Below are 26,329 nucleotides of genomic sequence, written 5' to 3'. Positions count from 1 at the left end.
CCGCGGCGAGCCACCGGCCGCCGCCGGCCCACCGCGGCTGGCGGAGGGGCCCGTGCGGGCAGCCGCGTCGGGACCTGTGCGCCACCGCCCGCCTCCGGGTGGGATGTGTGGGCGAGGTGCCCCAGCGGGGCGCGCGGTCACGAAGCTAGACGAACGTAACCAGAAGTCAACAGTGGAACCCACGATGGCGTGGGCCGATCGGAAGCGATGACGATGTCGAGCTCTGCAGTCCCTCCGTCTCCCACAGGTGGGGAGCCAGCACGTCCGTCGGCTTCCCGAGGGTCCACCCCCGCCCCGCGCCGCGCTGGCCGCGCCGGTGGCGGGCACGGCGGCGCCGGTGGCTGGTCCCGCTCGGCCGGTGGCGGCGCGGGCGGGCGGCGCGCGGCCGGCGGCCAGGCGCGGGGGGCAGCGGGCGCGGGCGCCCAGCGGCCACATCGGCCCTCGGCGGCCGGTGGCCCGAACCGGGCCGGGGGATACCGGCGCGACGAGGCTCCCGGACATGGTGAGGCGACCGGATGGTCGCGCGGGCGACCTGCCGAAGCCGGAGGGCCGGGCGACGACCGGCGTCGGGATGGCTTCCGCGGTGACCGAGGCTCCGGCGGGGCGGCGGGCCGCGGCGCCGGCGGCCCGGCGACCCGATGGGGCGGCGGTGAGCGTCCCCGCGGTGGTGCCGGTGGTGCCCGGCCGGACCGGCCCGCGGCAGCGCGTGAAGGTTCCTATCGCCGCGACGGCGACGAGCGGGGCGACCGCCGGCCGTACGCGGGCGCCGGCGGTGCCGACCGGTCCGGCACGCGTGGTGGAGACGGCTTCCGCGGCGGCGACAACGCCCGTGGCGGAGCCAACGCCCGCGGCGGAGAAGGGTTCCGCGGAGGTAACCGCCCGGCCGGCGATGGTCCGTCCGGCGGACGGGGTGGCTCCGGCTGGCGCGAGCGGTCCGGTGGCGCCGGGCCGTCCGCCCGTGGCGGGCAGGGGGACCGCAGGGGAGGGCATGACGCGGCCGGTGGCCGGCCTTCTGGCGCCCGCCAGACCGGCTGGAGCACGGCGGGCCGTGCCGGCGGTGACAGCCGTGCCGAGCGTCCCGGCGGCCGGCCGGAGCGCCACTGGTCCGCGGATGCGAACGGATCGGGGGAGCGCCCGCGTCGCTTCGGCCAGGCAGCTGGTCCGGCCGATCGGGGCCACCGTCCTGGCCCGGCGCGTGACGGCCACGGCAGCGACCGTCCGGCGGGGCCGGGCCGTCCATGGCGGGAGCGCGACGAACGGGGCGGCGAGCGGAGCGATCGGCGGGACGACCGTCCGGCCAGCCGTGGCGGAAGCGGACAGGGGCACGCCGGCGGCGACGGCTCCGCCGGTCGCGGCGGTTCCGGCCGGCCTGGTCAGTCCGGTGGCTGGGGGCGCGGAGACGGGCAGCGTTCCGAGCGTCCCGCCTGGAGCGGGCGCTCCGACCGGGCCCCGGGCGCTGGCCGGCCGGACCGGGCGGACGATCATCGGGCCGAGCGCCCCAGCCGGCCGGCCTGGTCCGACCGGCCGGGCCAGGCAGACCGGAGGGGAACAGGAACGGACCGCCCCGAGCGGCCGGACCGCGGCGGTGACCGCACAGGTGGTTCCGGCCACGGCGGTGACCGGGCGGGCGGTTCCGGCCACGGCGGTGACCGCACAGGCGGTTCCAGCTATCGGGGCGACCGCGCAGGCGGTTCGAACTATGGCGGTACTCGCACAGGCGGTTCCAGCTACGGCGGTGACCGCACAGGTGGTTCCGACCGCGGCGGTAGCCGCCCAGGCGGTTCCAGCTACAGCGGTGACCGTGCGGGTGGCTCTGGCTACCGCGGTGACCGGACGGGCGGTTCCAGCGGTTACAGCGGTAACCGTCCCAGTGGATCCGGTGGCTATCGGAATGACCGCGCGGGCGGATCCAGCGGCTCTGGTGGATCCACCGGATCCACCGGATCCGGCGGATCCGGTGGCTCTGGTGGTTACCGGGGTGACCGTGCGGCCGGTTCCAGCTACCGGAGTGACCGTCCCGGTGGTTCCGGTGGCTATCGGAGTGACCGCGCGGGTGGATCCGGCGGATCCGGCGGCTACGGCGCGGCCCGCGCCGGCGGTGCCCGTGACCGGGCGGGCGACGCCCGGGATGGTCGGACGCCGCGGCCCGAGCAGGGGCCTCGAGACGGCCAGCGGTACGACCGGCCAACAGGGCGCCCGGACCGCCCCGCCGGCGGGGCGGACCGTGGCCGCCGGGACGATCGTCGTCATGGGGGGGAAAGCGGGCACGGCGACAGCCGGGGCGCCCGCTACGACCGTGATCGTGGCGAGCGTCGCCCGGCCGGTCCGCCGTCCTGGGCGCTGCCGGCCGAGGGCGCGGCGCCCGTAGCCCGCGAGGCCACAGCGGTCGAGCCCGCTGCCGGCCGCACGCCGCCAGCAGGGCCGGGCACGACCGTGCTGGCGGCGTCGCCGGCCACCGCGGCCGGCCCGGCAACGGCGAGCCAGGACGACACGGCGGCGTCCGCGCCGGCCGGCGGCGGCACGGCGGGCCATGGCACCTCCGGTGAGACGGGTGGCGGCGGGGCCTCTGCCCGGCCGGCGTCCATGGACGGCCATCGCGAGGCGGGCGCCTCGCGTGGTGATGCGGCCGGTGCGGCGAGAGGGCCCAGGCGCGAGGGTGGCTGGGGGACGTCGCCGCGCGGCCAGGGTGGGCCGCGGGCCAGTGACCGGGGACCGCGAGGCGGTGCCGCGGCGCGGCCGGGTGCTCCCGGACGCGGGGCGCGCGGGCACGAAGGCGAGTCGGGCCGGCCGGTCCGGCGCGCCGGGCGGGCCACGGACCGTCGGGCCGGGCCGGGAGAGCACGGCCAGGGGCCGGCGTTGACCACCCGGCCGCGCGTCGAGGCGCCGCTGCTGCCGGACGAGGCGCAACCCGAGCTGCTCGACCTGGAGGTCCGCAAGGAGCTGCGCAGCCTGCCGACCGGTCTCGCCGAGGTGGTGGCGCGCCACCTGGTCGCCGCCGCGATGTTCCTCGACGACGACCCGGCGCTCGCTCTCGCGCACGGCCGCGCGGCCGCGAGCCTCGCGGCCCGGCTGCCCGCGACCAGGGAGGCCGCCGGCATAGCGGCCTACCACGCGGGGGAGTACGCGACGGCGCTGGTCGAGCTGCGCACGGCCCGCCGGATGGACGGCTCGCCGCGTTACCTGCCCATGATCGCGGATGCCGAGCGCGGACTTGGCCGCCCGGAGCGGGCCATCGCCTACCTCAGCGACCCGTCGATCGAGACGCTCGACCCGGCTGGGCACGCCGAGCTGCTGATGGTCGGCTCCGGCGCGCGCCGTGACCTCGGCCAACCGGAGGCCGCGGTCGTCCTGCTCCATGACGAGGCGACCCGGCCCGGCGAGCCGCGGCCGTGGACGGCCCGGCTGCGCTACGCCTACGCCGAGGCGCTGCTCGACGCGGGCCGGCCGGGGGATGCGCTGCGGGCGTTCGAGGCGGCGGCGGCGATCGACGAAGAGGACGAGACCGACGCCAACGAGCGCGCCTATGAGCTCATGACCCAGCTCGCCGCCCAGGAGGCCACATCCGCGGACGAGCCGGTCGCCGCCAGGACGCCGGCGTCCGGAGCGGCGGCCTCCTCGGCCGACGAGACTGACTCGGGTGGCGTGGCGCCCTCGGGTGACGTGGCGCCCGGCGGCGCGGGCACGCCGAGCCAGGACGCCGCCGGTGGCGACGTGGTAGCCGGTGGCCCGGACGTGGCGATCAGCGATGAGGCCTCGGCGGCGGTCAGCGGCGAGGCATCAGCGGTGGTGGGCGGTGAGCCCTCCGCGGAGGGCGACCCGGGCCCGGGCGACTCCCAGGAGGCAAACGGCGCGAAGGGCGTCGCACCGGTGCTGTTCGACGACGGGAGCTCGTCGCTCGCGCTTCTCGGCACCGGTGAGCCGGCCGCCGCTGAGGCCGAGCCGGCCCGACGCGAGGCCGCCCGTCCCGGTGGCCTGCCGGACCTGAGCGTGCTGTTCAGCGGCCTGGGACTGCGCGAGATCCCGGCCGCCGAGCGCCTGCCGCTGGGTCAGGAGGCCTCCGCCGAGGCGAAGGCCGAGGGCCCCGCCGACGACGGGCAGGTGGACGACTAGCGGACGACAGGCTGCCATCGGCATGTCTCCCGCCTGAGTAACGGGAGCCCCCGGCGCCGGCCCTCGTCGCGCTTCTGCGGGGCGGTGGCGGGTGGTGCGGTGGCGGGTGGTGCGGTGGCGGGTGGTGCGGTGGCGGGTGGTGCGGTGGCGGGGGGGGGGGGGGGGGGGGGCGGGGGGCCCCCCCCCCCCCCCCGGGGCGCGGGGGGGGGGGGGGGGGGTTGGGGGGGGGGGGGGGGGGGGGGCCCACCACACCCGCTCAGGACTCGTCGAGGAGGCGGATGAGCAGGCCGGTGCGGGGCTTGGGGGTGAAAAGGGTCGACTTGCGCGGCATGCGCTCACCGGCCCCGGCGACCGCCGTCACGCCGGCGACCGGGGTGGGGTTGAGCAGCAGCGCGGTGCCGGCGCCGCCCGCCGCCGCGGCGATCGCGGCCGGGGCGTCGTGGAAGTAGTCGACGACGCCGACCTTGTCCTCCTGGCCCCAGACGTCGCTGATCAGCGTTAGGTGCGCGACCGTGACGTCCAGGCCGCGGAAGGCCGCCGAGCGGTCCGCCGGCAGGCTGCGGGCCAGTACCTCGGCGCTTGGCTCGGTCAGCAGGTAGGCGTCGCGGCCGTCGGTGATGGCGAACGCGTGCCCGGCCTGGCCGGCCTTGGCCAGCTCGTCGAGCAGCAGCGCGACGTCGGCGGAGCCCGCCGCGCCCGCCGTGGTCAGGTGGCGCACGGCGAACGCACCTTCGGCCCGGCGAGCGGCCTCGGCGACGGACAGGCCGCGCACGGCCCGGTGGATCGGGTGCACCTGCGGGCCGGAGACGGTCGCGTCGACGAGGAAGGTCAGACCGAAGTCCCACGGGCCGGGGCCGTCGTCGGCGGCGTGCCGTTCGGCCTGGTAGTGCCGGTAGGTCGCATAGCGGTGGTGGCCGTCGGCGATCACGGCGCGGCGCGGCAGCAGGTCGGCGGCGATCGTGACGAGCGTGGCCGGCTCGGTCAGCGCCCAGATCCGGTGCGCGACACGACCTCCCGAATCGCCTTCGCCGATTTGGGAGGGATCCCGGTCATCGGTGACCGTGGCGAGCAGCGGCTCGGTGGCGACGGTCTCCGCGACAATCCGACTGGTCTCGCCGCCGCCCTCGTAGAGCAGGAAGATCGGTTCGAGGTTGGCCCGCGTCGCCTGCTGCAGCGCCAGCCGGTCGGAGACCGGGCCGGCCATGGTGTTCTCGTGCGGCAGGATGATCCCGGCGTCCGGGTCGGCGAGCGCGACGGCGCCGACGAGGCCGCGCTGGCGGTGACCGTCCTGCTCCTCCTCGTAGACATAGAGCGCCGGCGCGTCGTCGCGCGCCAGGATGCCGGAGCCCAGCCAGTCGGCCAGGGTCTCGGCCGCGCGCGCGTAGCGGCTGCCGGGCTCGCCGGCCGAGCGGTCCTTGGGCAGGATCAGCCGGACCACGTTGTGCGGGTCGGCTGCCTCCAGCGCCGTCACCCCCGCGTCATCGATCACGTCGTACGGCGGGGACGTCAGCGCCGCCAGGTTCTCGGCGGCCCCGGCGGCGGCGGTGAACCTGGCCGCGCGGAACGGCGCGAGCACCAGGCCGGCGGGGGTGGGCACGTCGGTAGCGGCGGCAGCGGCGGCGTCGTCAACCATGGCCCGCATCGTAGGGGCCGCCGGCGGCCGCGCGATCGTGGAGCTTCGCCGGCGCGGCTGTGAAGCGACCTAGGTCACATGGCCGAGGCGCCGGTGCGCCCCTGCGCCCCTGCGCGAGCCCTGTCCCCGGCGGGACCGAACGACCCCCTGACGGGGCGGTTCGCGGCTGGAGGTCCCACCGTCGACGCCTGGCCGGGCCCGGTATCCCCGTCCTGCCGGAGGGGGGACAGCGTGCGGGGAGGCGCCGGCCGCCTGACCGCCAGGCGGTCAGGACCGCCCGGGCCGAGAGCTGGGCACGGGTGGCGTGCACGGGAGCGGGGCACGGGAGCGGGGCAGGGAAGCGGGGCACAGACGGCCAAGGCGGGTCTGGGGCATGAGAAGCGACGAAGGGACGTACGCGGCGCGTCTGAGCGGAGACACTGGACGACGGGCAAGGTCCTCCACCCGGGCCCGGGTGGAGGACCTCGGCGGGTCCGCGCTGGGCGCGGATGGGCTGACGGGCGGGTGGGCGAGGGGCGTGACCGGCGGCGGCCGGAGACGCCCACCAGGCGGATGACGGTCTACCGGTTTGGCGTTGCAGGTCTTTGGGAGGCGCTGATGTCCGAGCAGTTCGACGAGGGCGCGCGGCAGTCCGGCCCGGCGGGCTCGCCCGCCGGGAGCGTGTACGACTGGTACACCCGCGGTGTCGCGCTGCACGGAGACGGCAACGCCAACGCGGCGGTCCAGCTGCTGGCGCACGCCTGCGCCGCCGAGCCGGAGTCACGCAGCGCGCGCGAGGCGCTCGCCCGTGCCCAGTTCGATGCCGGGCAGTACGACGCGGCGCTGGAGACGTTCGCCTGGATCGTGGACCAGGACCCGACCGACGACTATGCCCAGTTCGGCCTGGGGATGGCGGCCCGCCGCACCGGCGACCTGCCTACCGCGATCGAGCACCTGGCGCTGGCCGCGGCGATGCGTCCGGAGATCCAGCACTATGGCCGGGAGCTGCGGGGGGCCCGCGCGCTCCTGAACCGGGCCCGCTCCGTATGACCGACGAGGACGGCCGCCCAGAGCGGCCATTCCGTCGCCCACCAGGACGGATGCCTCCCACCCTGACGCCGGCGGACGACGCGCGCTGGCCGGCGGCCCGCGGCGCGGCGCGGTGACCGTGGCCGGAGAGCGGACACTCACCCGTGGCCAGGGGATCGACCCGGCCTACGGGCCGCCCCTGGGCGGCTCGGCGGCCGCGCCGGCGGAGCGGTTCGACGTCGCCCTGCTCGACCTCGACGGCGTGGTCTACCGGGGAGACGGGGCCGTGCCGCACGCCGCCGAGGCGATCGCGGCGGCCGGGGGGCGCGGGATGCGTTCGGCCTACGTGACGAACAACGCGCTGCGTACCCCGGAGGGGGTCGCGGCCCGGCTCACCGCGTTTGGCGTGCCGGCCCGCCCGGATGAGGTCATCACGTCGGCGCAGGCGGCGGCGCACGTGCTCGCCGAGCGGCTGCCGGCGGGCGCGGCGGTACTGGTCGTCGGCGGGGAGGGGCTGCGCGCCGCGGTCGCGGCCGAGGGGCTCACCCCGGTGACGTCGGCGGGTGACCAGCCGCTGGCCGTCGTCCAGGGGTTCGATCCCGAGCTGACCTACCAGCGGCTGAGCGAGGCGGCGCTCGCGGTGCGCGCCGGGGCGCTGTGGGTCGCGAGCAACGCGGACCTGACCGTGCCGACGGAGCGTGGCCTCGCGCCGGGCAACGGCGCCCTGGTCGCGATGGTCCGGGCGGCGACCGGCGCCGAGCCTTTGGTGACCGGCAAACCGGAGCCGGCGATGCACGCCGAGTCGGTGCGCCGCTCCGGCGCCCGCCGGCCGGTCATCGTCGGTGACCGGCTCGACACCGACATCGAGGCCGGCGCCCGCACAGGCACGCCGACGCTGCTGGTGCTCACCGGCGTCGCGACCCCGGCTGAGCTGCTCGCGACCGGGCCCATGCACCGTCCGACCCTGCTCGCCGACGACCTGCGCGGCCTGCTGCGCCCGCACCCGCCGGCCCGTCTCACCCCCGATGGCCGTGCCCGCTGCGGCGCCTGGGAGTGCCAGGTGGACGACGCCGGCACCCTCCGCTGGCACGAGCGGGCCGCCGGCCCGTCGGGCGCGCACGGCGGCGCCATGGAGGGCGGCGCGCGGGGTCGCGGCGCGGACACCGCCGCCGGCGGCACGCACGGCGACGCGGGGGGTGGTGACGGGGCCGATGGTCGCGCCCGCGTGCCGGATGACGGCCTGGACGCGTTGCGAGCCGCCTGCCTCGCCGCCTGGGCGGCCTCCGACGCCGGTCGCCCGCCGCGCCGAGTAGCCAGCGACCGTCCCCGTGGCTGCGCGGACCTTGCCGTCCCGGCCTGACGGCCGTCGCGCCGCCGTGGCCCGACGACCGTCCGTGGCCCGACGACCGTCCCGGGATCGACGGCTGTCCCGGGACAGCCGGCTGTCGCCGGCCAGGCGGCCGGGCGCGCGCCTGCTGGCGGCGGTCCGCGACGGTCTGGTTTCCACTGCGGGAAGGGTCCTTCCCGTCGGTGACCGGGCGAGGACGCACTGGCGCCTCGCGCGGCCGGTCTCAAAGGAGGGAACGGACGCGGAGGAGGTCGCGCACGCTGGCCTCGACCCGAAGGCGGCCGCTTGCCCAGGCCGAGGTCACCGAGAGCTGGCCATCCGTGATCGCGATCAGGTCGTCGCTGCTCAGCGTGAAGGTGATCTGCGAGGCGTGGGCGCCCTCGGCGATGCCGCGCAGGCAGCCGCCCCGCAGCTCGGCGACGTAGGACGTGCCGAGGTCGGGCAGCCGGCACATGAGCGTCCGGTTGGGCGCGCGCGGCGGGCGGCTGTCGCGCGCGGCGAGCTGGTCAAGGCGGGCGGCAAGCCCGCGCAGTGCGGTCTCGCACTGCTCCCGGTCCGCCACGGTCACCGTCCTCTCGAGCCCTGCTGGACATCCGGGTGGCCGCGCCCGGCCGGCGAAACGCGCCTCCACCGTCCTACCTGCTCAGGGCCATCCTCGCCCGCCAGGCGCGGGTGGTGGCGGCCGTCCGGGCGCGTCGTGTCCCGGGGAGCGGCGGATCTGGGGTGTTTTGTCGGCGGCGGCCGTGGCCCGGACCTGCCGGCGCACTCCCGGCGGACCTGCCGGGCCGGCGGCCTACCAGATCGTCGATTTGCCAGGAACCGGGTCGTCAGTCCAGCAGGGTCCCGGGGCTTCGCCGATCCGGCAGGTACCCGGGTAGTCCGGGGAGCTCGAGGTGTGGCTCGGTGAACGGCGCGATGCCGCCGAGCGAGGGCGCGCCGTATGGCCGGAGCCGCGCCGTTTGGTTGGTCACGCACGGGTGGGTTTGGGGCGACACGAGTTCCGGGCGGCCGTAGGCGACACTAGTTTTAGGGACGGCCGGAGCTTTGGGGACGGCCGGACGCGGCCCGTCGATCCAGGCCCCGCGTGGACATCCCAGAACATGCCAGTGCGACCGGACATCGACCGCGGGAGGCTGGACAGGTGATCACCGAGCCGGGAACACCCGGTCCGGACCCGGCACCGCCTGACGAGACCGTGGCCGGGCGGGCCGGCGACGAGGGCGTGCGGGCGGCGTCCGCCGGGCTCGCGGCGCTGCCCGGGCTACCGGTCGCCGAGCACGTCGCCGTCTTCGAGGAGGTCAACCGGCTGCTCGTCGGCACCCTCGCCGAACTGGACGCGTCGGAGGACGCCGAGCAAGGGGGCGCCGCCTCCGCCCGCCCCGGCGGGCCGGCGCGGCCGGGCGAGCCCGCACGTCCCGGCCCGGCAGGTGCCCCGGGGCGGCCAGGCGGCCAGCCCCGGGCCATCCCCGGCGGCCTCCCACGTCCCGGCCCCCCACGTCCTGGTCCGCCGGTGCCCGGGCCCGGGCCGCGGTGAGAGAGCGATAGCCGTGGCACGCAGGATGCGACTCGACGGCGAGCTCGTCCGCCGCGGCCTTGCCCGTTCACGGGAACAGGCCACCGAGGTGATCGCCGCCGGGCGCGTGCTCGTCGCCGGGCGGGTCGCGACCAAGGCGGCGACGATCGTCGACGCCACCACCTCGATCGCCGTCACCGGCGGCGACGACCCTGGCTTCGCCTCACGCGGCGCCCACAAGCTGCTTGGCGCCTTCGCCGCCTTCGGCGTCCCCCCGCTGGACGCCCCAGCACGGAACCCGACCGGCCAGGCCGCCGCGGCCCTGCCGCCCCCGGCCGCGTCGGCGGCCGGGCCGGCAGCCGCCTCCGAGCGGGACGAGACCGCGCCGGGGGCCTCCGCGCCACCGCGAGGGCCGGGCGATCTGGACGGGCCGGGCGATCTGGACAGGCCGGCGGGCCGGGAGACGCCGGCCGCCACGTCGGGCCCGGGCGGGGGACCCGCGCTGCGCGTCGCCGGGCGGCGGGCGATGGACGTCGGCGCGTCGACCGGCGGGTTCACCGACGTGCTGCTGCGCGCCGGGGCGGCGTCGGTGGTCGCCGTGGACGTGGGCTACGGGCAGCTCGACTGGCGGCTGCGCACCGATCCGCGCGTCCAGGTACTCGACCGGACCAACGCCCGGCACCTGACCCTTGAGGCCATCGGCGCGCCGGTAGACCTGATCGTCGGCGACCTCTCGTTCATCTCGCTGCGGCTGGTGCTGCCCGCGCTCGTCGCCTGCGCCGCCCGCGGCGCCGACTTCGTCCTGCTCGTCAAGCCGCAGTTCGAGGTCGGGCGCGAGCGGCTCGGCGCCGGCGGGGTGGTCCGCGACGTCGCGCTGCACGCCGAGGCCGTCGAGGGGATCGCCCACGCGGCTGGCGGTCTTGGGCTCGGCGTGCGGGGGGTGGTCGCGAGCCCGCTGCCAGGGCCGGCCGGCAACGTCGAGTACCTGCTGTGGCTGGCCGCCGGCGCGCCCGCGCTGAACCCGGCGGCGCTCGCCGAGGCGATCGAGGCCGGTCCGGCCGGCCAGGCCGCCCGCGCCGCCCGGGCCGCCGCCGCGGTGGGCGGGGGGACGTCGCGATGAGCCGGGAGATCCTCGTCCTCACCCACCCGCGTCGCGACGGGATGGCCCGGCGCGCCCGGTGGGTGCTCGACCGGCTCGCCGCCGCCGGGATCGCGCCCCGGATGCTCGCCGACGAGGCGGAGTTCCTGGACCTGACCCTGCCGAGCACCGTCCCACGTGACGAGAGCGCGGCGGTCGGGGTCGAGCTCGTGCTCGTGCTCGGTGGCGACGGCACGCTGCTTCGCGGCGCCGAGCTCGCCCGCTCGGCCGACATCCCGCTGCTCGGCGTCAACCTCGGCCATGTCGGCTTCCTCGCCGAAGCCGAGCCCGACGCGCTCGAGGCGGCCGTCGACGCCGTCATCCGCAAGGACTACCACGTCGATGAGCGGATGACGGTCGACGTCACGGTCCGCTACCGCGGCGAGGTCGCCTACTCCGGATGGGCGCTCAACGAGATGTCCCTGGAGAAGGCCGAGCGCGCCAAGATGCTGGAGTGCGTGCTCGGCATCGACGGCCGGCCGCTGTCGCGCTGGGGCTGCGACGGGGTGATCTGCTCGACGCCGACCGGCTCCACCGCCTACGCGTTCTCCGTCGGCGGGCCGGTGATGTGGCCCGGCGTGGACGCGCTGCTGGTGGCCCCGATCAGCGCGCACGCGCTGTTCGCCCGGCCGCTGGTGCTCTCCCCGACGTCGACGGTGGCGATCGAGGTGCTGCCGCCCGTGCCGGGGGTGATCTACTGCGACGGGCGCCGCTCGGTGCCGGTGGCGCCGCACTCGCGGGTCGAGGTCGTGCGGGGGCGCCGGCCGGTCCGGCTCGCGGTCGTGCATGCCCGGCCGTTCACCGACCGGCTGGTGGCGAAGTTCCACCTGCCCGTCGAGGGCTGGCGTGGCCGTGCCGCCCGCGAGAACGGTTTGTCCGAGCCCATCGACGACTTCACACTCGACGACTAACGCCGGACCGGACACGCGGGAGACGGCTCGCTCGTGAGTGCTGAGCGCCGCTCAGCCAAGCTCTGTAGCCCACCGACGACGGGCCCGACGGTGCACCGGGACCCCGAACCACGTCGGCCGGGCGCGGAGCGTCCGGCATGCTTCTGGTGGGCCGGCTCGCTCGCTTCGCGAGCCGGCCCACCAGAAGCGACACGCGCAAGGTGTGCCCAAGATGTCCCTTCGTGCCGGGTGTCTCGCTGATGCCCTAGAGTTCGGGGCGTGCTCGAGGAGATTCGGCTGCGTGGCCTCGGGGTCATCGATGACGCTGTCCTCGATCTCGCGCCGGGCCTCACGGTGGTCACCGGTGAGACCGGCGCCGGCAAGACGATGATTGTTCAGGGTCTTGGGCTGCTCACCGGCGGACGGGCCGACTACGGCCTGATCCGCCCCGGCTATGACCGCGCCTTCGTCGAGGGCCGCCTGACCATCCCGCCGGGCTCGCCCACGGCCGCGCGGGTGCGCGACGCCGGCGGCGAGCTCGACGAGGACGGCGTCCTCGTCATCGGCCGGACGCTGATCGCCGACGGCCGGTCCCGGGTCCAGGTCGGCGGCCGCGCCGCCCCGGCGAGCCTGCTCGCCGAGCTCGCCGAGGACCTCGTCGCTGTGCACGGCCAGTCCGAGGCGCAGCGGCTGCTCAAGACGTCCACCCAGCGCGCCGCGCTCGACCGGTTCGCCGGTGAGACGGTCGCGAAGCCACTCGCCCGCTACGGCGAGCGGTACACACGCCTGGCCGCGGTGCGCGCGAAGCTCACCGACCTCACCGAGCGTTCCCGTGAGCGGGCCGCCGAGGCGGATTCGCTGCGCTCCCGGCTCGCCGACGTCGAGCGGGTCGCCCCGGCGCCCGGCGAGGACGTCGCGCTGGACGGCGAGCTGCGCCGTCTGGAGCACGCCGAGGCGCTGGTCCGCGCCGCCGAGACCGCGCACTCCGCCCTCGTCGCCGACCCGGCCGCCGGCGACGGCTCGCCGGGCGCGGTCGACCTGGTCTCCGCGGCGCGCCGGGCCGTCACCGCCGAGGCCGACGTCGACCCGGAGCTCGCCGACCTCGGTGGCCGGATCCGCGAGGCCGCGGTGTTGCTCGCCGACGTGGCCGCCGACCTCGCCTCCTACGCCGCCGGTATCGACGCCGACCCGGCGCGTCTCGCCGCCGCGCAGGAGCGCCGCGCCGACCTCGCCGCCCTCACCCGCGCGCACGGCACCGACGTCGACGGCGTGCTGGCCTGGGCCGAGCAGGCCGGCCGCCGCCTGCTGGAGCTCGACGGCGGCGCCGACTCGGCCGAGGCGCTCACCGCCGAGCGCGACGCCCTGCTCGACGAGCTCGCCGATCTCGCCGGCCAGGCGTCGGCGGCCCGCTCCCGGGCCGCGCACGAGTTCGGCGAGAAGGTCGCCGCCGAGCTCGCGGGCCTCGCCATGCCGCGTGCCCGCGTGGTCGCGGTCGTCTCTCAGCGCGACGACCCGAACGGCCTGCCGATGTTCGGCCGGAGGATCGCGTTCGGTCCCGGCGGCGTCGACGACGTCGAGCTGCGCCTCGTCCCGCACCCCGGCGCTCCCGCCCGGCCGGTGCACAGGGGCGCCTCGGGCGGTGAGCTGTCGCGGGTGATGCTCGCGATCGAGGTGGTGCTCGCCGCGGACGACGCCGGGGTGACGATGGTGTTCGACGAGGTCGACGCCGGCGTCGGGGGGCGGGCTGCGGTCGAGATCGGCCGGCGGCTCGCGAAGCTCGCCCGTACCAACCAGGTCATCTGCATCACCCACCTGCCGCAGGTCGCCGCGTTCGCCGACCGGCACCTGGTGGTCAGCAAGGCGTCCGACGGCTCGGTCACCCGCAGCGGCGTCGCCGCCCTCGACGACGCCGGCCGGGTCCGCGAGCTGTCCCGCATGCTCGCCGGCCAGGAGGACTCGACCCTGGCCCGTGGCCACGCCGAGGAGCTCCTCGCCGCCGCCGCCGCTGACAAGGCCGCCCCCTGAGGCTGTGTTGATGGTTCGCTCCGTGCGGGCGGCGCGCTCCGGCCCCGTACTCGCTTCGCTCCCACGGGACCTCCGCGCGCCGTCCTCCTGCGCTCAGGGGCGCTCCGGCGACCTCGCTGCGGCCCGACCACTTCGCTTCGCTCGTGGCCGGGCCTCCGCGAGGCGCGCCTCCGCGCCCAGCGCGGTTGCTTGCCGCTGTCACGTCACCAAACCGAAACCGCGGTGCTCGTAGGGGTACTTCGCTTCGCGCGGAGGCGCACCTCGGCGGAGGCGCGCCTCCGCGCCGCACGGTCGCCCGCCGCTGAACGTCACCAATCCGCGGCCGCTTGGTTCGGAGGGGCACTTCGCGTCGCTCATGGAGTGCTGATCGGGATGGAGGCCACGGTGTGGGAGGAACGGGGCAGGTCAGCTGGCGTGTTACTGTGAAGTCCCGTGGACCGGCTGGGAAATGCCGGCTGGACATGGTCCATAACGGATCCCACAAAGGGAGCCGGGACCCGAACCACGGGAGCGTGCGTGGCGCAGGTACGCAGCAGCAAACACATCTTCGTCACCGGTGGGGTGGCGTCCAGCCTGGGCAAGGGGTTGACGGCCTCCAGCCTTGGGCGGCTGCTCAAGGCCCGGGGCCTGCGGGTGACCATGCAGAAGCTGGACCCGTATCTCAACGTCGACCCCGGCACGATGGACCCGTTCCAGCACGGTGAGGTCTTCGTCACCGACGACGGCGCCGAGACCGACCTGGACGTCGGCCATTACGAGCGCTTCCTCGACGTCGACCTCGACGGCAGTGCCAACGTCACCACCGGGCAGGTCTACTCGGCCGTCATCGCCCGCGAGCGGCGCGGTGACTACCTGGGCCAGACCGTGCAGGTCGTCCCGCACATCACCGACGAGATCAAGGACCGGATCCGCCGGCTCGCGACCCCGGACGTCGACGTCGTCATCACCGAGGTCGGCGGCACGGTCGGCGACATCGAGTCGCTGCCGTACCTGGAGGCGATCCGCCAGGTCCGCCACGAGATCGGCCGGGACAACGCGCTGACCGTCCATGTCAGCCTCGTCCCCTATCTCGCCCCGTCGGGCGAGCTGAAGACCAAGCCGACCCAGCACTCCGTCGCCGCGCTGCGCAGCATCGGCCTGCAGCCCGACGCCCTGGTCTGCCGCTCCGACCGGCCGATGCCGGAGGCGCTGAAGAGGAAGATCGCGCTGATGTGCGACGTCGACGACGAGGCCGTCGTCGGGGCGCCGGACGCGTCGTCGATCTACATGATCCCGAAGGTGCTGCACCAGGAGGGCCTCGACGCCTACGTCGTGCGCCGGCTCGGCCTCTCGTTCCGGGACGTCGACTGGTCGGAATGGGACACCCTGCTGCGCCGGGTCAACCAGCCCACCCACCGGATCACGGTCGCGATGGTCGGCAAGTACATCGACCTGCCGGACGCCTACCTGTCGGTCACGGAGGCGCTGCGCGCCGGCGGGTTCGCGGTGGACGCCGGGGTCGACGTCCGCTGGGTCGCCTCGGACGAGTGCTCGTCACCCGAGGCCACCGCCGCGCTGCTGGACGGCATCGACGGGATGATCATCCCGGGTGGGTTCGGTGTCCGCGGCATCGAGGGGAAGATCAACGCCTTGCGGCACACGCGGGAGCACGGCATCCCGACGCTGGGGATCTGCCTGGGCCTGCAGTGCATGGTGATCGAGGCGGCCCGCGGTCTCGCGGGCCTGGACCGGGCGAACTCCACCGAGTTCGACGAGGCCACGCCGCACCCGGTGATCGCCACTATGGCCGACCAGCGCGACGTCGTCGCCGGCAAGCGCGACATGGGCGGCACGATGCGGCTCGGGCTCTACCCGTGCAAGCTCGCACCCGGCACGGTCGCGCGCCGGGAGTACGGCGTGCCCGAGGTTCCCGAGCGGCACCGCCACCGGTACGAGGTCAACAACGACTACCGGGACCGGCTCACCGCCGCCGGGCTGGTGTTCTCCGGTACCTCTCCGGACGGCCGGCTGGTCGAGGTCGTCGAGCTGCGCCCCGACGTGCACCCGTTCTACGTCGGCACCCAGGCGCACCCCGAGTTCCGCTCCCGGCCGACCAGGGCGCACCCGCTGTTCCGCGGGCTCGCCTCGGCCGCCGTCGCCTACGCCGACCGCCGCCGCGGCGTGCTGCCGGTGGACCTCGCCGCCGGGCCGGAAGGCCAGGCCCCCTCGAGCCTCGGTGGCCTCGGTGGCGGCGCCGCGCTGGTGACCTCGTGACCCCGGCCTCCCGGACGGCCGACCTCCCGGATCGGCCAAGCCGATCCGGCGGGAACCGCGCCGCCGATGCGGCGGGAGCCCCGGGGCAGGGCTCCCGCGAGGCCGCCGCCGTCGGCACGGGCGCGCACCGCTACGAGGTCGTCGAGAGCGGTACCGCCTACCAGGGACGGATCATCGCGATCCGCCGCGACCTGGTGCGGATGCCCGACGGCGACGTCTCCCAGCGCGACGTCGTCGTCCACCCCGGTGCCGTCGGCGTGGTCGCGCTCGACGACGCCGAGCGGGTCGTGATGGTCCGCCAGTACCGGCACCCGGTGCGCGGGCCGCTCTGGGAGCTGCCCGCGGGGATCCTCGACCTGCCCGGCGAGCCCGCGTCGACAGCCGCGGCGCGGGAGCTCGCCGAGGAGGCCGCGCTGCGGGCCGAGCAGTGGGCGGTGCTCGCCGACGTCTGGGCCTCGCCGGGAATGACCGACGAGGCATACCGGGTGTTCCTCGCGAGGGGCCTGTCGGAGATCCCCGCCACCGAGCGGTACGCCGGGGTGCACGAGGAGGCCGAGATGTCGGTCGCCCGGGTGCCGCTGGACGAGGCGGTGACGCGGGTACTCGAGGGCGACATCACCAACGCGATGGCCGTCGTCGGGATCCTCGCGGCCGCGCGGGCCCGCGACATCGGCTTCGCCACCCTCCGCTCACCCGACGCCCCCTGGCCCGCCCGCCCCGGAAACCAGGGGTAAGGGGCTGTCGTGCGCCTCGCCTCGCGTTGGTGACATCAAGCGGTAGGTGACCGTGCTGGGCGCGGAGGCGCGCCTCGCGGAGGCCCGGCCCCGGAGCGAAGCGATCGGGGTTGGGCCGCAGCGAGGTCGCCGGAGCGCCCGTGAGCGGAGGAGGACGCGGCGCGGAGGTCCCTTCCCGCCGCGAAGCAAGGGAAGGGGCCGGAGCGCCGCGCCCGCACGGAGCGAACCAGAAACTCAGTCGTTGCCGGTCAGGACGCCGGCGGCCTCCTCGACGTTCACCGGTGCCGTTGCCGTCAGGGTCACCGCGTCGAGGGGGAACGCCTGTGCCACGCCTGGGACGGTGAATGTGCCGTCCCAGGTGACCGTCAGCGTGATCTGGTAGGTGCCGGGGCGGCGGTACTCGTGGGTGACATAGGCGTCGGGATGGTCGCGGGGCGAGATCGCCGGGTCGTAGGGCCGGCCGGGCGAGTTCGGCCCGGTCCCGCCGTCGCCGAAGTCCCAGCGGTAGGTCGGGACGGCGCTGATCGTCGCGATGACCGGCTGGTTGACGTTGAAGGTGTACGCCGGCGGGACGGGGGTGTAGACGATCGTCGCGAGCCCGGCGATGCTGTGCCCGCTCGGCTGGACGGTCAGGAGCGGCTTCGGCAGCAGCTGTTCGCGCAGGTAGTCGGCCAGCTGGGCGCGCACGGTGGCGAGCGGGATGCCGTTGGGGTCGGCGAGCCAGGTCTGGCAGTTCGCGACCGCCTGGTTGTAGTCGGTCAGCTCCTGTGCGGTCATGTCCGGGCTCGGGCCGACGGCGAGCAGCAGGTCGCAGACGGCGGCCGGGTCGGGTGGGCAGGTCGCGCCGCAGCCGGCGCGGCCCCGCCCCGACCCGCCGATGGGGACCGGGATGAGCTGGCCGCCGCGATAGCGGTACTGGTAGCCGCCGTCGGTCGCCCGGGTGTCACAGCTGGCCCACACCACGTCCCCGCAGGGAACCGTCACGGACGGCGCCGTCGGCGTGCCCTGCGCGCCGCCCGCCGTCAGCAGCCAGGCCGCGGCCATCCAGCAGGCCATCAGGACGGCCGTGACCAGCAGGCGCGGCGCGCGCCGTCGCGGTGTCGCGAAGCGTGATCGTGGCGGCGTCATGGCTACCTCCGCGCGTAGCGGATCGTCTGGATGAGCCAGCCGCCGCCGGTGAGCGCGAGCTCCGCGGTGCCGGCGCGCGCCGGTACGCCGGCCGCCGCGTCGACCCGGCGGCCCGCCTGGTCGAGCAGGTCGACGGTCCGGGCCGTGGCGGTGAACGTCACCGTGACCACGACGCCCTGCCGTGGCTGGGCGGTGACCTCGGTGATCTCGTAGGGGTCGGCGTCGGCGCGCAGGCCGCGCTGCTGGAAGCCGCGGGTGACGCCGACGTCGAGGGCGCACGCCTGGCAGCCGGGCAGCGCCGTCGCGGTCACGTCGGCGACCCGGCTGGCCCGACTGGCGCTGTTGATCTCCGCGAAGTACGCGGTGACGACGCCGGCGGCAGCCGCCTGCGAGTCGCTCGCCGGCCCGGACGCGCCGCCGCCGGGTGATGCCGTGGCCGTCTGGCCCGGCGAGCTGGCCGGGCCACCCGCCTGGCCGGAGCCCGGGGCGGGATCGCCCCTCGCCGGCGCCGCGGCGCCGGCCGGCTCGTCGTGGGAACCGCAGCCGGTCAACGCGAGCGCGAGGCCGACGACGAGGCCCGTCACGACGCGGGGCGTCGGATTCCGGGAGGGCCCGCGGCCGGCGGCCGGCGTGTCGGCCGGCGCGAGGGCCACTCGGCGTACGGCGATCATGATGGGCCGCCTTGTCGGGCGAACGCGTGCCCCGCCGACCGGGCGCGGCGGGCGGCGGGCGCCCCCGTGGGCGGGGGCGAAGCCGTCGCTCTGGGAAGACGCCCCGGCTGGCCGCGAGGTTGCGCGCGCCGCTGCGCCTGTCGTGGAAAACCGGATGTGTGCGGCGTAACGTGACGTTACGAATGCTGTCCGCACAATCCGTCAGAATAGCGCCGGGAGAACGCTGCGCGGACTTCTCCTGTCAAGAACTGTCGGTGGCAGGTCCTACTATTCGGGTTGATGATGAAGGCCGAGGTCCGCGATCTCAACACGACCGACCCCAGCGCGTCCGGCCCCGACATGGCCGCCCTCCCGGCGGGCGGTGCCAGCGCCGTCGGTGTCCGCTCGCCCGGAGGCGGCGCCGGGCCCGGGCCCGGCCGATGGAGCGTCGGTTGGCCGTGGACGTGACCTGCCCGGCGGATCCGGGTGAGCTGGCCGCTCGCTACCTCCATCACCTGGCGGGGGAGCGCGGCCTCGCCCGCAACTCGGTGCTGGCCTACCAGCGAGACCTGCGCCGCTATCAGGAGTACCTGACCGCCCGCGGTGTGCGCTCGCTGACCGACGTCGACGAGGCGACGCTGGGCGAGTTCGCCTCGGCGCTGCGCAACGGCAGCGACGAGCACCCGCCGCTGGCGGCGGCGTCGGTCGCCCGGATGCTGGTCGCCGTCCGCTCGCTGCACCGGTTCGCGACGCGGGAGGGCGACGTCGCCGAGGACGTCTCGCAACCAATCCGCCCGCCCGCCCCGCCGAGGCGGCTGCCGAAGGCGCTCACCGTTGACCAGGTGCTGGCCGTGCTGGCCGCGGCCGCCGGCGGCGCCGCCACCGACGCGGACCGCGACGAGGAGGCCGGCGAGTCCCGCGAGTCCGGGCAGGCGCGTGGGGCCGGCGCCGACGACGGGCTGGAGGACATGGTCGCGGTCAGGGATGCCGGGGATCCCGCGGAGATGGTGCGGCGGCTGCGCTCGACGGCGCTGTTGGAGCTGCTGTACGGCACCGGGGCGCGGATCTCGGAGGCCGTCGGGCTCGACGTCGACGACCTTGACCTGGACCCGGTGGCCGCGGCGGTGCGGCTGCACGGCAAGGGCGGCCGGGACCGGGTGGTGCCACTCGGTCGGTGCGCGGTCGCGGCGCTGTCGGCCTACATCAGCCGGGGCCGGCCCACGCTGGTGACACCGGCGTCCGGCGCGGCGGTGTTCCTGTCCCGGCGCGGCGGCCGGCTGTCCCGGCAGAGCGCCTGGTCGGCCCTGCGGGCGGCGGCCGTCACCGCCGGGATCGAGGGGGTGTCGCCACATGTGCTGCGGCACTCGTTCGCGACGCACCTGCTCGACGGCGGTGCGGACGTCCGCGTCGTGCAGGAGCTGCTCGGCCACGCGTCGGTGCGCACGACGCAGATCTACACGCTGGTGACCGTGGACCGGCTGCGGGAGGTGTACGCGGCGGCGCATCCGCGGGCGCTGGACGACGGGGACCCTCGCCGCGAGGCCGCCTCGTCGGCCGTGCCGGGCGTTCGGCCGGCGCTGCCGCCCCAGTCCGGTCTCCACCATCTCGGGGCGAGCCCAGGCCAGCTGGTCTGAGCCGCTGCCCGGGGCGGCCGGCCTGCCCGCCGCCGTGCGCCGCCGGTCCGGGCGGGAGGTCGGACCGGCGGCGATCAGGCTCGCGGGGGAGGAGCGGCCGGACCGGCGGGCTCGGTGATGGCTGCCTCACAACGGGCGACCACATCGCCCGGCACAGCCGAGATGCTTGCCCGCCGACGAGGGAGGGCGCCGAGGACGACGCCCCCGGCCGCAATCGTCATGCCGAGGGGGCCTCCCCAGGAATCGGCATGCAGAGCTTCCTGGACCCTGCCGCGACGATCACGAGGCGTCGCGCGGCGGCCAGGAGGCTCGAGGGTTGTCAGGACGGCGAGTACGGGCCGAGACTCGGCATGCCGTTCGCGGACTGCGGCGAAGGCACGACGCCACCCACTCCCGGCGGTCCGCTGCGCTCGGCCAAGGTCTCGCCGACCTTGCGTGCGATCGCCTCCATCAGGCGTAGCGCCTGCGGAAGCGACAGGTTGAGGACCACTTCGCTGTCGTTTGTCATCGCGAAGCGAACCGACACGTCCGCCATTGCCCGACCTCTCCCGCCTGATTCCGAAGATCCAGTTGGTGTATGTGAACCCGAACGGTACGGCCCATCTTCACCCGCCGCGCGCGGGGGGTTGGACGCGATACGCGGCATGTCACGTATCGTTATCGCCCCGCTGCTGACGGTCGCCCTTCCCGGCAGGATCGCTTCGCGCTCCCGCCGGGTCCCCTGGGGTGTCGACGGAAACGTGATCGTCACTGACTGTCACTCCTCTGTGCGGGCTCGTCCGGTCGCCGAGGCCCGTGAAACCCGCCCGACACGCGCGAAAGAACGCTGTTCAACGGCGTAGCTGTTGTGTTGATGCTGCTATGTTCGCTCATCGGACTTTGCCGCCGGTAGCCGGGTCCCCCGCGTCCGCCGGTTGGCCAGTGGAGGCGCGCCGCGCGCTCCCGTGCTCGGTGACCACACGTCGGCGGCCCCAGCCGGGGCGCACGGAGGCAGCACGGCGTGGGCGGTGACGGGGTGTGACGTCGGTCGCTTCGCTTCGCCTCGCCGTGTCGGCGGCCTCGGCGACTTGCCGAGCGTCCGCGGCGACGATCCACGGGACCGCGCGCGGGCCGTGCCACGCGGGGATCGGACTTGGTCCCACCCGGTGGCACAGTCCACACTGGCTGGCCAGCGGGCCTGGGGCACGTGCGAGCTGGTTCGGGCACGATGGGTTCGTGAGCGCATCCGAAGACGTGCAGGACCTCTCTTCCCTGTCCATCGGGATCCTCGGTGGCTCCGGGCCGCAGGGCGGCGGCCTGGCCATTCGGTTCGCCGCGGCCGGCCACAAGGTGGTCATCGGCTCGCGGTCCGCCGAGCGGGGCGAGGAGGCGGCCGCCAAGCTGTCCACGCCCGGCCGGACGGTCGAGGGCACCGACAACGCGAGCACCGCCGGGCAGGCGGACATCGTGATCGTGGCGGTGCCCTGGGAGGGCCACGGCGACCTGCTCGCGAGCCTGCGCAAGGAGCTCGCCGGCAAGATCGTGATCGACTGTGTGAACCCGCTCGGCTTCGACAAGGGCGGCGCCTACCCGCTGCCGGTCGCCGAGGGCAGCGCCGCGCAGCAGGCCGCCGCGCTGCTGCCCGACAGCACCGTCGTCGCAGCCTTCCACCACGTCTCCGCGGTGCTGCTGGCCGACGAGTCGATCGCCGAGGTCGACACCGACATCCTCGTGCTCGGCGACGACCGCGCGGCCACCGACCTGGTCCAGGCTCTCGCCGAACGCATCCCGGGCATGCGTGGCATCTACGCCGGCAAGCTGCGCAACGCCGGCCAGGTCGAGGCGTTCACCGCGAACCTCATCTCCATGAACCGCCGGTACAAGGCCCACGCCGGCATCCGCATCACCGACGTCTGACGCGCGGCCCGGTCGCTGCGACTGACGCGCGGCCCGGTCGCTTCGCGCCCGTCCGCTGCGTCAGTCTGTCGGGCGCTGAGCGCCCTCCTGGGTGGTTCCGGGTTCAGGCATATGACGGTGGCCGGCCTGGGGACGGGCCGACGACGTGGTTACGTTGGCGCTGCGCTGATGCGCTGTCACGGTGTGTGGTTGGGTTGTGTGCATTGCCCGCGAGAAGGGCATCACGCGTACCGCGTGGCTTGACGCCGAGGCGCCTGGGCGGGCTGGCGGGCGCCGAGTGAGAGCTGGTGAGGCCGTGGCCGAGACGGTGCTGGACGACCTGGGACTGGCGGTGGCGGTGCCGGCGCGGGTCGAGCGGGTGGTGTCGCTCGTGCCGAGCCTCACCGAGTCGATCGCCGCCAGCGCCGCCGGCCTGCTCGTCGGGGCGACGAACTGGTGCACGCACCCGGGTGATCTCGACGTCACCCGGGTGCGCGGCACCAAGAACCCTGACCTCGACGCCATCATCCGCCTCGCCCCCGACCTGGTGGTGGCCAACGCCGAGGAGAACCGCGAGCGCGACCTGACCGCGCTGCGCGCCGCTGGGCTCGCCGTGTGGGTGACGGCGCCGACGACCGTCCCCGCGGCCCTGGACAGCCTCGACCGGCTGTTGCGGCTTGGCTGCGGACTCGCGCGGCCGTCCTGGCTGGCGGAGGCCGCCGCGGTCTGGCGGGAGCCGTGGCGCGAGCCGGCCGACGGGCCTCGGCGACGGGCCGTCATCCCGATCTGGCGGCGGCCCTGGATGGCCGTGGGCCGTGACACCTTCACCGGCGACGTGCTCGCCCGGCTCGGCGTCGACAACGTCCTGGCGGACCACGCGGAGCGCTACCCGCGCGTCACCATCGCCGGCCTTCCGCCACACGACCTGGTCGTGCTCCCTGACGAGCCCTACGCATTCAGCCCCGAGGACGGCCCGGAGTCCTTCGACGCCCCCGCGGCATGCGTCTCGGGCCGTCACCTCACCTGGTACGGCCCGTCCCTGGCGGAGGCGCCGTCGGTGCTCAGAAGCCAGCTCGCGCTGTGACATTGGTTCGCTCCGTCCGGGCGGCGCGCTCCGGCCCCGTACTCGCTTCGCTCCCACGGGACCTCCGCGCGCCGTCCTCCTCCGCTCACGGGCGCTCCGGCGACCTCCGCTGCGGCCCAACCACGTTCGCTTCGCTCCGTGGCCGGGCCTCCGCGGAGGTGCGCCTCCGCGCCGCACGGTCACCACCCGCTTGAACGTCACGAGACCACAACACGCCGGCGCCTGGCCACGTCCCTGCGCTCGTGGGCAGCCGTCGTACCTGACCGGCGGCTCCCACAAAAGAATCTGGTTTCGGATCAGGCCGGTCTTGGACTCGTACCGTTCAAGCGGCACGCAATCGCGCTGGCGCGAAGGCGCACCTCCGCGCCGCACGGTCACCCACCGCTGACGCAGCCACGATGGGCACGACGGCGGCGGGCCCCCGGGGGGGGACCCCCCGGCCGCCGGGGGGGCCCACCCCCCCGGCCCCGTGGGGCCGGCGGGGGGCGGCCGGGGGGCCGCACCCCGGGGGCCGCCGGGGGAGCACTCGCCAGCCGGCCACGACTGGCGAATACTCAGCGTCACTCAGCCACGACAGCGTCACTCGGCCGCAACTAGTGACGGCGCATCGGCGCTGTGTAAACGCGACCACGTCGTCGGCCCGGAACCAGGCCGGCCACCGTCATATGGCTGAACCCAGAGCCACCCAGGAGGGCGCTCAGCGCCCGACAGACTGACGCAGCGGACGGGCGCGCAGCGACCGGGCCGCGCGTCAGTCGTACGAGTACTCGACGGTTGGGTAGTGGCCGTCACGGACGTCGTCGACGTAGGTGTGCACGGCGTCGAGCAGCGTCGAGCGCAGGTCGGCGAAGCGGCGCACGAAGCGCGGTGCCCGTCCGGCCGACAGGCCGGCCATGTCCTGCCAGACCAGCACCTGGGCGTCGCAGTCGGAGCCGGCGCCGATGCCCACGGTCGGGATCGTCAGCGCCTTGCTGATCCGGGCGGCGACGTCCGAGGGCACGACCTCCAGCACGACGGCGAAGGCCCCGGCCGCCTCGAGCGCCAGCGCGTCGGCCAGCAGCGCCGCGCCGGCGTCCTCGCGGCCCTGCACCCGGTAGCCGCCGAGCGTGTTGATGCTCTGCGGGGTCAGGCCCAGATGGCCCATCACGGGCACCCCGGCCGACACCAGCAGCTCGACCTGGGGGGCGACGCGGGCGCCGCCCTCCAGCTTGATCGCCTGCGCACCGCCGTCCTTGAGGAACCGCGCGGCCGTCTCCAGCGCCTGCGCCGGGCTGGCCTGGTAGGAGCCGAACGGCAGGTCGGCGATGACCATCGCGTGCGGCGCGCCGCGGACGACGGCGCGCACCAGCGGGAGCAGCTCGTCGATGCTGACCGGCACGGTCGTGTCGTAGCCGTAGACGACGTTCGCCGCCGAGTCGCCGACGAGCAGCACCGGCACCTCGGCCTCGTCGAAGACCGACGCGGTGGTGTAGTCGTAGGCGGTGAGCATCGCCCACTTCTCGCCGCGGTCCTTGTGGGCCGCGAGGTCGCGCACCGTCGTGCGCCGGCGCGGGCGGGCCGCGGGCCGCTGCTCGGCCCCCTGAGGAGCGGGCCCGGCCGGTGTCGCGGCGGTGGTCGGCGCGCCGTAGAGCGTCGCCGCCTCCGGGGTTCCTGCCGGATCCGGGGTTCCTGCCGGATCGACGGAGCTTGCGGAGCCGATCTGGGAGGTCCGGGAGCTGATCTGGGAGGTTCGGGGTGTGGCCGTCGCGCCCGAACGGGCGACTGCTGCGGGCGGGGCCGAGGGAGAAGTGGGGCGGTAGTGAGTAGCGGAGTTGCTCATGGAGCCTCCTCTGCGTCGTCCGGGCGCGTCGCGCGTCCCGGCGTCGGTCAACATGCTGCCACCGCCGACCGCTCCGCCGAAAGTGGTGCGTGGATCACATGGCCGGCCGGCCCCGCTTGCCAGCTCGGCATGTGCCTGTCGCTGACCTGCGCATATGGCCATCGCGTCGCTGGGTCAACCGGATGCGCCACATACGGGCTCGCCGTACGCTCCGATCTTGAAAGAATGGGGAGTGCCGGTGGCATGGGCGATCGCACAGCGTGGCCGTCGTGGGCGGGGTGCGATCGGCCGGGGGTTCACCGTGCCTGCCAGCACGAGAGCGCTCTCGTGGGCGGTCCTCCGTTGGTTCGCCATGTCTGCCCGGGCGGCCCTTCTCGGCGGCGGGGGTCGCTTCACCGGGGTGCGGCGGTGAACGGCTGACCAAGGGCGACCGGCGAGTGAGGGAGACCGGTGACAGCGACATCCAGCGGGCGGCGTCGCGCGGGCTGGCTCGGCGTGGCGCCCGTGAGCCCGGCATGGGCGGACGGCCGGTGACGACCGCGGAGGTGGGGCGGCCCGGGCCGCGCGGGCGGCCAGACCGCCCGCCCTCCGGCGTCCGCCCGCCGGGCCGGCCGCGCGACGCGCGCGCCGACGGCGCGATCATCGAGGCGACCCTGCAGACACTGGCGACGGCCGGGTTCACGGGGCTGTCGATGGAGGCCGTCGCCGCGCGGGCCAAGGTGGGCAAGGCGACCCTTTACCGGCGCTGGTCGACGAAGAACACACTCGTGGCCGACGCGCTGGCGACGCTGGTGGAGACGGCCGAACCGGTCGACACCGGGTCGCTGCGCGACGACCTCGTCGCCTGGCTGAACACCGTGCGCCGGCACAACCTGCAGACGCTGGCCGGCCGGATCATGCCGCGGCTGCTGGCCGAGCGGGAGGCCCACCCGGAGCTGTTCGAGACCTACCGCCAGCAGGTGATGGAGCCGTTCCGCCAGCAGGCCGAGAAGGTGCTGGCCAGGGGGGTCGCGGCCGGCGAGCTGCCGATCGACCTCGACATCAACCTGATCACCGACATGCTGGTCGGGCCGGTCGCCTATCGGCAGTACACCAGCGGATACAACGAGGTAAGCGGCACACGGATCGCCCAGGTCGTCGACACCGTGCTCGGGGGCATCCTGACCCGCCCACCGGCGAGGCCCGCGGACGCCGGCGCCGCGGGTCTCGGCGTACCCGAGATCGCCGGCGCCGGCCCGGCGGAGGCCTCGGACGAGGTCGCCGGCGCCGAGAACCGCCGCGTCGAGGTGGAGCGCACCGCCGTCTGAGCCCCCGAGGCCGACTTGTCCAGCCGACGAGGGGACGCACGGTATCACCCTGCGTAGTCATGTCGGCGGAGGGTGGCGCGCCGGCCGGAGTAGCATCGGCGAGCGGGGCGAAACTGCCGAGACAGGCACCCGAGACAGGCGCGACACTCTCGCGCGACGGGCGAAACTGTTCCCTCGAGT

General features: G+C 75.6%; 19 protein-coding genes. 13 read left to right on the top strand and 6 right to left on the bottom strand.

The annotated features are described in order from the left end of the window. Positions 1-2,856 precede the first annotated feature (2,856 nt). Positions 2,857-4,110 (top strand): hypothetical protein, encoded by a 1,254-nt coding sequence (locus QOZ89_RS40130; protein ID WP_312629339.1) that lies wholly within the window; start codon positions 2,857-2,859, stop codon positions 4,108-4,110. A gap of 256 nt (positions 4,111-4,366) precedes the next feature. On the opposite strand, the gene QOZ89_RS40125 is transcribed toward QOZ89_RS40130, so the two are convergent. Next, positions 4,367-5,752, bottom strand: coding sequence for a DUF1015 family protein (locus QOZ89_RS40125; protein WP_312629337.1), 1,386 nt, complete (start codon positions 5,750-5,752; stop codon positions 4,367-4,369). A 588-nt stretch (positions 5,753-6,340) separates the two neighbouring features. On the opposite strand from QOZ89_RS40125, the gene QOZ89_RS40120 reads away from it, so the two are divergent. Both QOZ89_RS40120 and QOZ89_RS40115 read left to right on the top strand, forming a co-directional pair. Beyond that, positions 6,341-6,772: a tetratricopeptide repeat protein gene (locus QOZ89_RS40120; protein ID WP_071047256.1), complete on the top strand. Its 432-nt coding sequence runs from the start codon at positions 6,341-6,343 to the stop codon at positions 6,770-6,772. Between the two features lie 118 nt (positions 6,773-6,890). Next, positions 6,891-8,111, top strand: coding sequence for an HAD-IIA family hydrolase (locus QOZ89_RS40115; protein WP_397428939.1), 1,221 nt, complete (start codon positions 6,891-6,893; stop codon positions 8,109-8,111). Between the two features lie 211 nt (positions 8,112-8,322). On the opposite strand, the gene QOZ89_RS40110 is transcribed toward QOZ89_RS40115, so the two are convergent. Next, positions 8,323-8,661, bottom strand: a complete 339-nt coding sequence (locus QOZ89_RS40110; protein ID WP_071047268.1) for an SCP2 sterol-binding domain-containing protein — start codon at positions 8,659-8,661, stop codon at positions 8,323-8,325. 579 nt (positions 8,662-9,240) lie between these two features. Here QOZ89_RS40110 and QOZ89_RS40105 point away from each other — a divergent pair. The 6 genes from QOZ89_RS40105 (at position 9,241) to QOZ89_RS40080 (ending at position 16,652) form a co-directional block, all read left to right on the top strand. Then, positions 9,241-9,633 carry a hypothetical protein gene (locus QOZ89_RS40105; RefSeq protein ID WP_312629334.1) on the top strand — a complete coding sequence of 131 codons (393 nt, stop codon included), beginning with the start codon at positions 9,241-9,243 and terminating at the stop codon, positions 9,631-9,633. Positions 9,634-9,646: 13 nt separating this feature from the next. Continuing rightward, the gene (locus tag QOZ89_RS40100) at positions 9,647-10,732 is read left to right on the top strand and encodes a TlyA family RNA methyltransferase (protein WP_312629332.1); all 1,086 of its coding nucleotides are present in this window, start codon (positions 9,647-9,649) and stop codon (positions 10,730-10,732) included. Next, complete coding sequence (locus tag QOZ89_RS40095; RefSeq protein WP_071047253.1) at positions 10,729-11,661, top strand: NAD kinase; 933 nt, start codon at positions 10,729-10,731, stop codon at positions 11,659-11,661. Before QOZ89_RS40100 ends, QOZ89_RS40095 begins: the two co-directional genes overlap by 4 nt. A gap of 258 nt (positions 11,662-11,919) precedes the next feature. Further along, positions 11,920-13,665 (top strand): DNA repair protein RecN, encoded by a 1,746-nt coding sequence (gene recN / locus QOZ89_RS40090; protein ID WP_312629329.1) that lies wholly within the window; start codon positions 11,920-11,922, stop codon positions 13,663-13,665. Positions 13,666-14,181: 516 nt separating this feature from the next. Continuing rightward, the gene (pyrG, locus tag QOZ89_RS40085) at positions 14,182-15,918 is read left to right on the top strand and encodes a CTP synthase (RefSeq protein WP_071047251.1); all 1,737 of its coding nucleotides are present in this window, start codon (positions 14,182-14,184) and stop codon (positions 15,916-15,918) included. 170 nt (positions 15,919-16,088) lie between these two features. Continuing rightward, positions 16,089-16,652 (top strand): NUDIX domain-containing protein, encoded by a 564-nt coding sequence (locus tag QOZ89_RS40080; protein WP_071047267.1) that lies wholly within the window; start codon positions 16,089-16,091, stop codon positions 16,650-16,652. 234 nt (positions 16,653-16,886) lie between these two features. Here QOZ89_RS40080 and QOZ89_RS40075 read toward each other — a convergent pair whose 3' ends face one another. Further along, positions 16,887-17,780, bottom strand: coding sequence for a PKD domain-containing protein (locus QOZ89_RS40075; protein ID WP_071047250.1), 894 nt, complete (start codon positions 17,778-17,780; stop codon positions 16,887-16,889). 2 nt (positions 17,781-17,782) lie between these two features. Further along, positions 17,783-18,451 (bottom strand): hypothetical protein, encoded by a 669-nt coding sequence (locus tag QOZ89_RS40070; protein ID WP_071047249.1) that lies wholly within the window; start codon positions 18,449-18,451, stop codon positions 17,783-17,785. A gap of 419 nt (positions 18,452-18,870) precedes the next feature. Here QOZ89_RS40070 and QOZ89_RS40065 point away from each other — a divergent pair, with 419 nt between their 5' ends. After that, entirely contained in the window at positions 18,871-20,064 is a 1,194-nt protein-coding gene (locus QOZ89_RS40065) for a tyrosine recombinase (RefSeq protein WP_071047248.1), read from the top strand. 319 nt (positions 20,065-20,383) lie between these two features. Here QOZ89_RS40065 and QOZ89_RS40060 read toward each other — a convergent pair whose 3' ends face one another. Then, positions 20,384-20,599 (bottom strand): hypothetical protein, encoded by a 216-nt coding sequence (locus tag QOZ89_RS40060; protein WP_071047247.1) that lies wholly within the window; start codon positions 20,597-20,599, stop codon positions 20,384-20,386. 680 nt (positions 20,600-21,279) lie between these two features. Here QOZ89_RS40060 and npdG point away from each other — a divergent pair. Both npdG and QOZ89_RS40050 read left to right on the top strand, forming a co-directional pair. After that, a complete protein-coding gene (npdG, locus tag QOZ89_RS40055) occupies positions 21,280-21,960 on the top strand; it encodes an NADPH-dependent F420 reductase (protein WP_071047246.1) in 681 nt (226 codons plus the stop codon). Between the two features lie 295 nt (positions 21,961-22,255). Next, positions 22,256-23,023, top strand: a complete 768-nt coding sequence (locus tag QOZ89_RS40050) for a helical backbone metal receptor (RefSeq protein ID WP_116271435.1) — start codon at positions 22,256-22,258, stop codon at positions 23,021-23,023. Between the two features lie 751 nt (positions 23,024-23,774). Here QOZ89_RS40050 and panB read toward each other — a convergent pair. Continuing rightward, positions 23,775-24,842 carry a 3-methyl-2-oxobutanoate hydroxymethyltransferase gene (panB, locus tag QOZ89_RS40045; protein WP_241841535.1) on the bottom strand — a complete coding sequence of 356 codons (1,068 nt, stop codon included), beginning with the start codon at positions 24,840-24,842 and terminating at the stop codon, positions 23,775-23,777. A 437-nt stretch (positions 24,843-25,279) separates the two neighbouring features. Between panB and QOZ89_RS40040 the strand changes: the two genes are divergently transcribed. Beyond that, complete coding sequence (locus tag QOZ89_RS40040) at positions 25,280-26,149, top strand: TetR/AcrR family transcriptional regulator (RefSeq protein WP_274536497.1); 870 nt, start codon at positions 25,280-25,282, stop codon at positions 26,147-26,149. The last annotated feature ends 180 nt before the right edge of the window (positions 26,150-26,329 follow it).

It is taken from the genome of Pseudofrankia coriaricola, from assembly GCF_032027725.1.
In the GTDB taxonomy this organism is placed as follows: domain Bacteria; phylum Actinomycetota; class Actinomycetes; order Frankiales; family Frankiaceae; genus Pseudofrankia.
Note: the sequence above shows the minus strand (reverse complement) of the source record. Positions and strands in the feature narration are given on the sequence as shown.